The 12973-nt window shown below is 34.9% G+C and carries 9 protein-coding genes; 1 reads left to right on the top strand and 8 read right to left on the bottom strand.

The window, feature by feature from the left end:
• Nucleotides 1–39 precede the first annotated feature (39 nt).
• Nucleotides 40–243 (bottom strand): hypothetical protein, encoded by a 204-nt coding sequence (locus EG348_RS11250; RefSeq protein WP_123983211.1) that lies wholly within the window; start codon nucleotides 241–243, stop codon nucleotides 40–42.
• Nucleotides 244–673: 430 nt separating this feature from the next.
• Between EG348_RS11250 and EG348_RS11245 the strand changes: the two genes are divergently transcribed.
• Nucleotides 674–1477: a DUF2490 domain-containing protein gene (locus EG348_RS11245; protein WP_164463286.1), complete on the top strand. Its 804-nt coding sequence runs from the start codon at nucleotides 674–676 to the stop codon at nucleotides 1475–1477.
• Nucleotides 1478–1604: 127 nt separating this feature from the next.
• Here EG348_RS11245 and EG348_RS11240 read toward each other — a convergent pair whose 3' ends face one another.
• The 7 genes from EG348_RS11240 to EG348_RS11210 all read right to left on the bottom strand — a co-directional run bounded on the left by EG348_RS11240 (nucleotide 1605) and on the right by EG348_RS11210 (nucleotide 12694).
• Nucleotides 1605–2297 carry a hypothetical protein gene (locus tag EG348_RS11240; RefSeq protein ID WP_123983209.1) on the bottom strand — a complete coding sequence of 231 codons (693 nt, stop codon included), beginning with the start codon at nucleotides 2295–2297 and terminating at the stop codon, nucleotides 1605–1607.
• Nucleotides 2298–2429: 132 nt separating this feature from the next.
• Complete coding sequence (locus EG348_RS11235; protein WP_123983208.1) at nucleotides 2430–3962, bottom strand: M20/M25/M40 family metallo-hydrolase; 1533 nt, start codon at nucleotides 3960–3962, stop codon at nucleotides 2430–2432.
• Nucleotides 3963–4088: 126 nt separating this feature from the next.
• Nucleotides 4089–5789, bottom strand: a complete 1701-nt coding sequence (locus EG348_RS11230; protein ID WP_164463285.1) for a helix-turn-helix domain-containing protein — start codon at nucleotides 5787–5789, stop codon at nucleotides 4089–4091.
• 632 nt (nucleotides 5790–6421) lie between these two features.
• Nucleotides 6422–7864, bottom strand: a complete 1443-nt coding sequence (locus EG348_RS11225; RefSeq protein WP_164463284.1) for a TolC family protein — start codon at nucleotides 7862–7864, stop codon at nucleotides 6422–6424.
• Nucleotides 7851–11045 (bottom strand): efflux RND transporter permease subunit, encoded by a 3195-nt coding sequence (locus tag EG348_RS11220; RefSeq protein WP_123983205.1) that lies wholly within the window; start codon nucleotides 11043–11045, stop codon nucleotides 7851–7853. The genes EG348_RS11225 and EG348_RS11220 overlap by 14 nt, the downstream gene beginning before the upstream one ends.
• A 20-nt stretch (nucleotides 11046–11065) precedes the next feature.
• Nucleotides 11066–12148, bottom strand: a complete 1083-nt coding sequence (locus EG348_RS11215) for an efflux RND transporter periplasmic adaptor subunit (protein ID WP_123985060.1) — start codon at nucleotides 12146–12148, stop codon at nucleotides 11066–11068.
• Between the two features lie 153 nt (nucleotides 12149–12301).
• Complete coding sequence (locus EG348_RS11210) at nucleotides 12302–12694, bottom strand: hypothetical protein (protein ID WP_123983204.1); 393 nt, start codon at nucleotides 12692–12694, stop codon at nucleotides 12302–12304.
• Nucleotides 12695–12973: the final 279 nt, after the last annotated feature.

Genomic DNA, 12973 nt, shown 5'->3' with positions numbered 1-12973 from the left:
GATATAGAATAAAAAATCCCTCTAAATGAGGGATCTTTGTTAGTTGACTTTGATGTCGCAATATCTGCTGGTACAATAGCTTCCTGTTTGATGATAGCAGCAAATGTAATCGTTATTGGGACAATGAGATCCTCCACAAGCTGGTCCTGTTGGATCTGTCGGCTCTAACCCTACGCCAGTACTACCGCCTACACCTCCTGCTGCAAAAGTTGATTTTAATTTTTCTCTCGTTAATTTTTTCATGTAATAGTTTTAAATTCGATTTGAAAGATAAGAACAATTCTCGAATAAATGATTTAACATAAAATAAAAAACTAAAATATAGTAGATAATATAGAATTAAATATTTCAAAGTTAAATTTTTCCAAGAAATATTAAATAGAACAGTTTGAATAAAATAAAAATCCCAATCAAATCGATTGGAATTTTTTGTTGAAAATATATTATTTTTTTGAAATTAGAATATGTTCAGCAGGTTTTTTATTCCTAAAAGCTTCCTAAATCTCTCATTTAATTTGTCATGTTTTTAAACAGTATTGAAAACATTTTCATCATTATTTAACAAATAAAGAATCTAAATTTCGCTATGACAAATTATAATTTTTGTGTATCACATATTCAGTCGGATTTTACGCTTTCACAAGTACTAAACAGACTATTAAAAAGTTTTTATATGATATTTCGAGTTGATAAAATACTTATTGGATTATTCTTATTTGCCTATATGGGAAGCTCTGTAAAAGCACAAATCAGCCCGCCGGGCTTAGGAGAAGCCAACACTGCTTTCTGGTCAGCTTTTGGGGTAAGGCGACAACTGGATTCCTTGGGTAAAAAACAGTCTTTGAGCTATGTAGCTTTGGGAAGAAAAAGTAGTCCGGATAATTATAATTTATTTTCAAAACAGGCAATTTTTGTTATTAATCATGAAGTGTATCATTCTTTTGCTAAAAATCAACAGTACAGCTATGCCGTGAGTTACCGTCGTCAACCTGAGTATGAGAGTTCGGCACCTTATGAAAAAGAAGGTCTGGAACAGGAATTCAGATTATACGGAAGATATTCTTATACTTTTAACCTAGGAAAAAGATTTAAACTTAAAAATACCATTCGCCAGGAATTCAGGAAGTTCTTTGATCCCGATTTTCATGCTGTAGAAGAGAACTTTCAGCTAAGGACGCGCGTTAAAAGCCAGCTTACTTATAATTTGTCATCAAAAAACAATCAAAAATTGGCCTTAAGTGCAGAAGGACTATTTTCCATCAGTTATCTTAATGAACCGGAACCTCAGTGGACTAAATTCGGATATAGAGAAATGCGTCTTGGTGTTTATTATATGTTCGCAATTCCTAATTCCCCTTTTACGATGGATATTGGTTATGTAGATGATTTGATCAGAAACAGCCAGAGTATTACAAAAGGCGGCGTTCATTATCTGGCGGCTGACCTCATCTGGAACCTGCCTTATAAAAAGAAATAGTTTATCTGTTTTAACTATCACTGAAAATAAAAAATCCCAATCAAAACGATTGGGATTTCTGTTTGAAAAATCTACTAACTTTTTTCAAACTACAATTTAGCTATATATGAATGTTTTGGTGTGAAAATTAATTGCAGATCGTTAAAAACTGATGACTCATCTGCACTCTGAATTTGGCTTCTGATCTTGCTTTGTTGTAAATACTATGTTCAAAAGCCTGAACTGACTTTAGTTTCTGATCAATAAAATCAGCAATCTGAACAATGGAAAACATGAAATCTCTGTACACAACGATATTAACGGTTTGTCCGTAACATGGTAAATACGCTTTCAGGAAAGGAATTGTTGATTGATGTTGATTATAATTTACACAATACCCTGCTCCGTCTTTAGAAGTAATAATCTCGTGATCATTGATATAATCCAGCACATTTTCTGTTTTTGGAGAAATGTTATTACTTAAAAAATATCTGTTGATTTTATCTAAAATATGTTGAGCATACTCCATCATGGTAATCGTTTTCCACTCGAACACATGATTCATCCCGTTTTTTATTTGTTTTCCGTTTTCACAGCTTGTGCAGAATGAAAGTCCTATTTTTTCATAGTACGGAAAAAAACAGTCTTTGATCTGAATAGAAGCATCCGACTGTAATCTGTCGCTCGCAAAATTATAGTACAGATAAGAACTGTACAATTCTGCAAGACTTTTCAGATAATCTATTTCGCTTGCATTGCGGGATTCTTCAAACCACTTTTCAAGGTTATCGTAATAACGGTTTTCGAATTCATTAAAACTTAAATAAAACGGTATTTCCATAGCTCTGTATTTTGATATGACAAAGCTATAGCGGTAATGCGACAAAACTTGACGTGTTATTTTTTTAATTAAAATATTTTATGATTCTTATTGTTGATATGCTTCTAGCTTAAAGCTTACTGCTTATAGCCATTACTTATCATAGTTTTTCATGACAAATTCAAAATAATGGATCATTTTAAGATAGTTTTCAATACTGATATATTCATTGGTGCTGTGGATCGACTGCTGTTCAGAATTATTTATTTTAATCGGCATAAATCTGTAAATATTTTTACTTACAATTTGATATTTATAGGCATCTGTACCACCAACCGTAAGATAAGGCGTAGCGATTGCAGTTGGATAAATTTCTTTAATTCCGGCTTCTATTAATTTAAAAGCTTTAGTATTTGTCGGTGAAACGGCTGATGCTTCCCGTGTATTATCAATTTCTTCCACCTCAACATCAAAACCTTTTGTTGCTTTTGCAATATGATCTTTTACATCTTTAACGGTATTTCCCGGAAGCAGTCTGAAATTAACAACAAATTCCACTTCAGGGGAAAGAACATTCGTTCCGTCACTGCCTTTCATCATTGTTAGAGCTGTGGTTGTACGTACTAAAGCATTGGTTGTATTGCTTTTAGTCAGCTGTGATAAAAGTACAGGCTGCAACAACCACTGATTTGAAATAGCCAATCTATTGGCAAAAGGCATCGAACCACCAATATTATCAAAAAATTCTTTGATTAAAGGTGTAATAATCGGTTTCATCTGATCATCTTCCAACCTTTGCATAATGACAGCCGCTTTTCCGATGGCGCTTTCTGTGGGAGGCATAGAAGAATGTCCGCCCAACCCTTTTACTTTAATTTTTGCTGATAAGAAACCTTTTTCTGCGCATCCTATTACGGCAACATCAGAGTCAATCCCTTTTACACTTCCTTTTTCTAAAACCAATCCACCTTCATCATATACAGCATCGAATTTCAGTCCTTGTTTTTTGAAATGATTTGCAATCTGTGCAGCACCTTTTTGTCCGCCCACCTCTTCATCAAACCCAAAGGCAAGATAAATATCACGTTTCGGGATATGTCTGCTTTTAATTATATTCGACATAGACTCCATTAAAGAAAAGAGCATTCCTTTCATATCGATCGTACCTCTTCCGTAGATTCTACCATTGGCAACGGATCCTGAAAATGGCGCATAATCCCAGTATTCAGCGACTTTTGTAACGCGCGGTAAAACTTTATCATCCCGTCTGAAGATATTCTCCTCTTTATTTTTAATATCCGCATCTCCCGGAGGAACAACATCCATATGAGAAATAAATAAAATGGGCTCCAAGCTAGGCTGACTTCCTTTTAGTTTAAAAACTAAGCCGTACTTATTAACTTCATAGTTTTCTGTGTTTTGATAAATTTCAGGATACGATTTTTTTAGATATTCTTTAAATGTATCAAAGGTTGAATAATCAAAATCACCCAATTCTCCTGTAGAAATAGTTGCAATCTTTATTCCGTTTGAAAATCTCTGAACAGCAGAATCGTTTTTTACAACTTTCCATTCTTTTGTAGCTGCTGTATTATTTTTCTTAAAAGGATAAGTAAATGTCTTAATGAGCAGAATTATAATTAATAGAATAATTGCTCCCAGAATTACTAAAAGGATTTTTTTCATGGCGATTGGTTTTGCGGTTGATGTTATAACTAATATAAGAAACAAATCCATCTAAAACCAAATTCAAGAACATGAAAATTATAAAAAAAATAAATCTAAGCCGGATTAAAATCCGTGAAATTACTTTTATTGCGAAAGCTCCTGCCTTCTCTTTTTAATAAAATCCGTCGGGCGAATTCCGTTGATCTCAAAGAAAAGATCAGAGAAATTCTGTCTTGAAGCAATACCGCACTCTTTGGCCAGAGTTTCGATGCTGTATTTAAGATATTCTTTGTTTTCGAATAACAAATTGGTGATATAATTGATTCTTAGCTCGCTAAGATATTTATTAAAATTCATTCCTTTACAGTCATTGATAACCTGGGAAAGATAATTAGAATTGGTATTCAACTGAGTGGCTAATTTACTCAAAGTGAGGCCTTTTTGTGTAAATTCTTTTTTATCTTCAAATAATTTTAATTTTTGAAGCAGTTCTTCAACTTTACTTTCATTCAGGGTAGATTTTCTTTCTTCAACAGGAAAAACTATTTTTTCGGGAACATTTACAGTATGATGTACCGAAAATTTTTCTTCTAATAAAACATATTTTTTCTTTACTTCCTTTGCTTTTTTATGTCTTCTTGTCAATAAAACAACCATCCCGATTGCCCAGATAACGAGAACAATAATAACAATCGTCCCTAAATAATTGATTTTCTGCAATTTTTCTTTTTCTTCCAACAACGTTTTTGTGTCATAATCTTTGTGGATTTTTGGTGATAAATAAGTAAAATCCTTAGACATAATGCTGTCTGCCTTCAAAAGCTGTGTTGTATAATATAATTGCTGTGTTTGGTTTTTCTCCTTTTTACTCTGATTAATTAGGATCTCATAATTTTCTCTTAATTCAGGAAGAATAAACTGATTTTCTTTAAAAATAGAATCTACTTTTTTAAAGTATTTCATCGATTCTTTAGTATTTTTTAAACTATAATACGTTTTTCCAATGTAAAAATAATCAAGCGAAAGTCTCGAAAAATCACGGCTTTTTTTAATTGGAGAAAGTGATTGATTTAAGTTTGATAACGCCGACTTAAATTGATTATTCCTATATTCAGAAATACCTTTAGATAAAAGAAAATATCCTTTTTCCTGGGCGTATTCAGGATTATTTCCTACTTCGGAAAGTCCGGTTTGTATGGCTGAATCTGCTTCTTTATATTGCTGTAAATGTCTGTAACAAATAATTAACTGATGAAGACAATTCAAATACCCTTTTTTACTATTATAAATAGCATTCGGACCAAGATCGGATCTGGATTTTTCCCTGCCATAATACTTCAGACTATTTTTGAATAATTCTGAGGCATCCTGATAATATCCCAAGTAACTTTTGACAACGCCAATATGATACAAATTTTGATATTTCAGAAACTCATTTTTTGTATTTTTTGAGTATTCGTAAGCTGCAAGGTATTCGTTAAGAGCAAGTTGATATTTTTTGAAATGATAATAATACACTACACCTTTTTCAATATAGGCGATAATCATCAGATCATTATTTTTGGACAATTTTGCAGCTGCGACTGTGCTGTCTGCATATTTTAATTTATCCTTATTTTCAGGAGAATAAAATACACCATCTTTATAACCCTGAACTAATTCTTCATAGTTCTTTTCTTTTTTGGCTTTAGAAATATAAGGTTGAAGAAACGGAAAAGCTCTTGCATCATTCTCCTCAATATTTTCGAATTTTTGTCGCAATTTTTGATAATCGCTATAGCCTTCCTGAGACAGAAGAAGTTTAAAAAAAACGATAAAAAGTATGAAAAATATTTTTTTTGTCACCTCGATGAACATTCAGTGTCCTAATTTCGATCAAAAGTACACAAAATTGAGTAGTTTTTCTCATTGATTAATGAATTAATGCCAACTTGCGCATTATTTTCATTTTACAAAACAACACCCTATTAATCAACATCTTAAAGGTTACTAATTCATAAATTAGGACGTATGAATTTATAAATTAAGACAACAAGTATTTTTTTTAATCGATTCAAGATGATAATTTCGGCCTCAGATTTTAAATGGGAACAACTTCAAAATAAATTAAAGTTGTAGAAACAAAAAACATTAGAAGGGTAAAAACACAAAAAAACACGATAATAAGTTTTGAAGAAAACAAATATAATTTCATGATTGTACAGTAAAAATTACCGCCTTCCTTATCGGGAAAATTACTTTAAGGAAGGATGGTTTTAAAACTTATTTTTAAAAACTAATAACCATTTATATAGAAAACTAATATCCATTGAAATATTCAATTTAGTTGTGGTCATTTCCTGCAGGTAAATTTTGAAGGGTCCGGTTATACCGGGCTCTTTTTACTTCCTATTAACCAAATCAAGTCTACTATAATCGAAAAGAGACTGTCTATTGCAGGCAGCCTCTTTTCTTTTTAAAACATTAAGGATTTATAATTACTTCCAGCCTCCGCCTAAGCTCTTATAAATATCAACAACTGTACTCAGCTGTTTTTGTTTTGCTTCAACCAATTCCATTTTGGCATCTAAAGCATCTCTCTGGTTCAGAAGAACTTCCAGATAATCTGCTCTTGAATTTCGGAATAATTGATTAGCAATATCGATAGACTCATCCAAAGCCTTTGTTTCCTGAGACTTCAACTGATAATACTGATCTATATTCTTCACTTTCGACATCAAATTGGCCACATCCAAATACGCATTCAGAATCGTTTTATCATACTCATATAAAGCCTGAATTTGTCTTGCGTCGGCCGTTTGAAAATTAGCTTTAATAGCACTTTTATTAATAAGTGGACCCGCTAATTCTCCAGCTAAACTTGAAGCAATTGATTCCGGCAACTTGACTAAATAAGAAGGTTTAAAAGCTTCCAATCCTAATGTCGCAGAGATTTCCAATGAAGGATAAAACTCTTTTCTTGCTGCTTCTACATCAAGTTTCGATGATTTTAATTCTAATTCAGCTTGTTTTATATCCGGACGGTTCGCCAATAATTGTGACGGAATTCCCGTATAAACAGTCTGCGGAATAGTCGACATAAAGCTTTCCTTCGTTCTTACGATCGGTTGAGGATAACGTCCTAAAAGAGCATTGATCTGATTTTCTTTTTCCGTAATACTCTGGCGGATCGTATATTCTGAAGCTTTGGATTTTGCTAATTCGGCTTCGAATTTTTTCACAGCCAATTCAGTCGCCGCCGCAGCTTCTTTCTGAATTTTAGAAATCTCCAACGCTTTTTGCTGAAGTTTTATATATTGCTGAATAATATCCAACTGATTATCAAGCGCCAATAAGTCATAATAATTATCAGCAACTTCTTCAATTAAATTTGAAAGAACAAAGTTTTTTCCTTCAACCGTAGACAGATAATGTGCTACCGCTGATTCTTTTTCTGTTCTAAGTTTTTTCCAGATGTCAATTTCCCAGTTGGCTGTTAAACCTCCTTCAAAATTCCCAAGCGGATCAGGAATTTCCTTTCCGGGCTCAATCTCCGTTGTTGCATCACCGGCTCCTTCGCTAGTATAACGTCCGGCTTTACTTACCCCGGCTCCTATTCCAGCAGAGACTGTTGGTGTTAATCTTCCTTTTTTAGCTAAAACTCCACTTTTTGCAATCTCAATTTCCTGCAAAGTGATCATCAGCTCCTGATTGTTTTTTAAAGCTGTTTCAATTAGACTAACCAGATGAGGATCAGTAAAAAACTGTCTCCAAGGAGTTGTTCCACTATTATTATTGGCATCTTGTTGCTCTTCCTGCTGGAAGTTTTGAGGTATATTTTCTTTAACCTCATCTTTTATTACGGTCGCCATTGGTGCTTTACAACTTGCCAAAACAAGTGATAAAGTGATGGCTGCTATATATTTATTATAAGTCTTCATGTTTTCCATCGTGTTTGTAAGGTTCGGTTTGTTCGGTTAAAGGATTTTCTTCTTCATATTTTGCCAGTTTAGATTTCTCGGCAATCGTTCCGAAGATGTAATACAATCCAGGGATAATCATTAACCCGAAAATAGTTCCGATCAACATACCGCCTGCTGCTGCTGTACCGATCGTTCTGTTCCCAGTTGCACCCGGACCTGTTGCCATCACCAACGGAATCAAACCTGCAATAAATGCAAATGAAGTCATCAAAATCGGACGGAAACGGATCGCAGCTCCTTCTATAGCGGCCTTCGCTACCGGAATTCCTTCTTCGGCCTTCTTCTGGACGGCAAATTCTACGATCAATACGGCATTTTTACCTAAAAGTCCGATCAACATGACCATCGCCACCTGAGCATAAATGTTGTTTTCTAATCCTAATAATTTCAAGCATAAAAATGCTCCGAAAATACCTGTCGGTAACGAAAGAATTACAGGCAACGGAAGGATAAAACTTTCATATTGAGCTGCAAGGATCAAATAAACAAATCCTAAACACACTAAGAATATATAAATCGCTTCATTTCCACGGCTAACCTCATCTTTTGAGATACCCGCCCAGTCGATACCGAAACCTCTCGGAAGTGTTTTATCGGCAACCTCCTGAATGGCCGCAATCGCCTGTCCTGAACTGTAACCCGGCGCAGGAGTACCACTTACCTCAGAAGAATTGTACATGTTATGTCTCGTGATCTCAGACAAACCATAAACCTTTTCCAAATGCATGAAATCTGAATATGGAACCATTTGGTCTTTATCATTTTTAACATACAATTTTAATAAATCACTTGGCAACGCTCGATATTGCGGACCTGCCTGAACAATCACTTTATAAGGTCTGTCGAAACGGATGAAACTGGTTTCATAGTTGGAACCTATCAAATTAGAAAGGTTATCCATCGCATTTTCAATCGTAACGCCTTTCTGCTCGGCCAGATCATTATCAATTTTCAACATATATTGAGGGAAACTCGCAGAATAGAATGTAAATGCAGAACCCAGTTCAGGACGTTTTTTCAGTTCCTTTACAAAGTCATTACTTACTTTTTCCATTTTCTGATAATCTCCACTTCCGGCTTTATCCAAAAGACGGAGCTCAAAACCACCTGCAGCACCATAACCCGGAATAGATGGCGGTTGGAAGAATTCAATATTGGCTCCCGGAATATTTTTAGCTTTTTCTTCAAGCTTTTCTATAATCTCGGCGGCAGATTCTTTACGATCTTCCCAGCTTTTAAGATTGATCAAACAAGTCCCTGAGTTGGAACCTGTACCTTCCGTCAAAATCTCGTAACCAGCCAATGAAGAAACAGATTGTACACCATCAATATCTTCAGATTCTTTCAGTAATTCTTTGGCAATCTGGTTTGTTCTTTCCAGCGTAGAACCCGGAGGAGTCTGAATAATCGCATAAATCATCCCCTGATCTTCACTAGGAATAAACCCTGATGGAAGTGAATTACTTAAGAAGAATGTACATAAACAGAACGCTAATAATAACGGAAGTGTTACCATTTTTTTCGTTACTGTTTTGTTCAGCATTTTTTCATATCTCCCTGCACCTTTCGTAAATAAATTGTTGAATTTATCTAAGAAAATAGTGATTGGAGTTCTCTTTTTAGCTTTTCCGTGGTTATTTTTCAGAATTAAAGCACATAAAGCCGGTGTCAACGTTAATGCTACAACACCAGAAAGGATAATTGCAGAAGCCATTGTAATGGAGAACTGACGGTAAAATACCCCAACCGGACCAGACATAAATGCAATCGGAATAAACACAGATGCCATTACCAAAGTGATCGCAATAATTGCCCCACTGATCTCATGCATTGCTTCCTCCGTAGCTTTCAATGGAGAAAGACCTTTCTCTTCCATCTTGGCGTGGACAGCTTCAATAACCACAATCGCATCATCGACGACGACCCCAATGGCCATTACGAGGGCAAAAAGTGAGATCATATTCAGGGTAATTCCAAAGGCGGACATTACGGCAAACGTACCGATCAATGAAACGGGAACCGCAATAGCCGGAATCAGGGTAGAACGCCAGTCTCCCAAGAAAAGGAATACCACGATCGCCACCAAGATAAAGGCTTCAAACAACGTGTGAATTACCTTTTCAATCGATGCATCCAGGAATCTGGAAACGTCATAACTGATATCGTAATGCATTCCTTTCGGGAAGTTATTTTTCTGAAGATCAGCCATCAAAGCTTTTACATTTTTGATAACGTCACTTGCGTTAGAACCATAAGACTGCTTAACCGTGATTGCTGCAGAAGGTTTACCATTTAATGTAGAATAAATATCATACATGGAAGAACCAAATTCTATATCAGCAACATCTTTCAATCTTACAAATTCTCCTCCCGGTTTTGCTTTAAGGATAATATTTCCGTAATCTTTTTCATTATTAAAACGACCCGGATATTTTAAAATATATTCAAATGACTGTGAGCGTTTTCCCGAACTTTCTCCTGTTTTACCGGGAGACGCTTCCAAACTCTGCTGATTCAGTGCTTCCATTACTTCATCGGATGAAATATTGTAAGACGTCAATCTATCAGGTTTTAGCCAAATACGCATTGCATATTCTCTTGTTCCCAAAATGTCGGCAAATCCTACTCCACTTACCCTTCTCAATTCAGACATTACGTTGATGTCGGCATAGTTGAAAAGGAATTTCTGATCAGCTTTAGGATCATCACTATACAAGTTAATGTACATCAACATGTTAGGTTCTTCACGGGTAATTTTCACCCCTTCACGTACTACTAGCGGCGGAAGTTTATTTACTACCGAAGACACACGATTTTGAACGTTAACGGCCGCAACGTTTGGATCTGTACCCAAATCAAATACGATCTGAATAGAAGCTTCTCCGTCATTTCCCGCATCAGAAGTCATATACTTCATACCCGGAACACCGTTTAGACCTCTTTCCAAAGGAATAACTACGGATTTGATCAACAATTCGTTGTTGGCTCCCGGATATTCTGCGGTAATATTTACTTTAGGCGGAGAAATTGAAGGGAACTGTGTCACCGGAAGTTTTACCAGCGACAGGACTCCCATAAATACGATAATCAATGAGATTACGATAGACAGAACAGGTCTGCGAATGAATTTCTTAAACATATAATTTCATTTATAGAGTCCTACTCTGCTTTTAATTTCAATGATTGAAGAACTTTTTTCGGATCCTGGAACTTCACCTGAACTTTTTGATCATCTTTTACTTTCTGAACTCCTTCCAAAAGAATTTTATCTTCACTAGAAATTCCGGAAGCAATAACATATAAATCAGGAAGTTCATAAGCTACTTTGATATTTCTGGACTTCACAACTCCATTTTTATCAACCACGAAAACATATTTCTGATCCTGAATCTCGTAGGTTGCTTTTTGTGGAATAATTAAAGCATTTTGAAGCGGTAAAGTCATTCGGATTTTTCCGGTTTGTCCGTTTCTCAACAGTTTATTCGTGTTTGGAAACTTTGCTCTGAAAGCGATATTCCCTGTTTCATTATCAAATTCACCTTCAATGGTTTGGATCTCCCCTTTTTGAGGAAAAGCTTCTCCATTTGCCATAATTAATGTTACCTGATTACTTCCTCTGTCGTTAACATTAGTCTGATAATTCAGATATTCAGGTTCTGATACATTAAAGTAGGTATAAATGTCATTGTTATCAGAAAGTGAGGTCAATAGATCACCTTCATCTATCAAACTTCCTAACTTTAAAGGAATTCTGTTGATAATCCCTGAGAATGGCGCTTTAATGTCTGTAAATGACAAGTGGATCTGAGCCAGTTTCATTTCAGCGTTGGCAGCATCGAGTTTTGCTTTTGCCATTGCTTTTTCGTTTTTAGAAACAATGTTGTTGTTGGCTAATGTACTTGCATTTTTCAATTCGATGCTAGCTTGTGCTACCTCAGCCTGTGACTTTAGTAACTCAGCCTGATACAATTTAGGCATAATTCGGAACAACGTCTGACCCTGATGTACAAACTGACCTTCGTCTACAAAGATCTTCTCAAGAAAACCTTTTTCCTGTGCACGAATTTCAATATTTTTTACAGATTGGATCTGCGCTACAAATTCTTTATTAATCACCGTATCCATTTTCATTGGGCTGGTAACCGGATAGATTGTAGCTTCTTCTTTTTCTTCTTTTTTGCTATTGCAGCTTGCGAACAACAAAAGACTGCCAAGCGCGAAGCTTGAGACAACTCTTTTCATCATAATACTAGAGTTTATATAAATCGTTAATGTTTTAAATAGAAATAAAAATTTGGTAATGAGTATTTTGGCGATGTGAGCTTACCTACAGCACAACGCAGAACATCTCCTGCTCAAAATAAAAAAGCAGAAAATAAATCGAAAAATAAAATTTTAGATTCTGATAGAACGAATCAGAATGAATGTTTTAACTGAAGAAAATTCAGATAAATAGCCGTGAATTGCAGGCTTTAATTTTTTGAAGCTTTTTAACCCAAAAATATATACCAGTGTGAAAACACTCGCAAAAAATACAATAGACTGTACCGTATCCGACAACTGAAAGTCATCTTCTGCAAGTTCTAAGGAATAAGCATTACTCGCATCGTCCGGCGCCTGTTGTACAGAAAGCTTTTCGTAAGTTTGATTTAAGCGGTTTGCTCTTTTGGGTAAATTATGAGAAGTATGAGTGTTGTAATCGTTTTTCAACGTTTTGACATTGATCTTGCTTTCCACTACGAATAGCAGAAAAAGGCTGGTCAAAAAGTATACGATATAGTTTCTCATTTTCAAGGCACAAATGTAATTCTTAGTTTGAATACATTTCTAACTAATTCCATGATAATTACACATATTAACAATATTTAACTCTCCTTTAAATAAGCTGAAAACCCATCAACACTGTTTTTTATGGAAAATTTGGAACTGAAGTAGCCCTTTAATTATTTAAAAATTGTGACTTTCTGAAATATCAATATCAACAAACTTCACCCAATTAAATTAATTTTTCAATACACAATATTAATTATCATTAATATTTTCATCATAATTTAATACCATATCAAT

It is taken from the genome of Chryseobacterium sp. G0201 (genome assembly GCF_003815655.1).
Classification (GTDB): Bacteria; Bacteroidota; Bacteroidia; order Flavobacteriales; family Weeksellaceae; genus Chryseobacterium.
The sequence above is the reverse complement of the archived record's forward strand: the minus strand, read 5'-3'. Positions and strand labels throughout refer to the sequence as shown.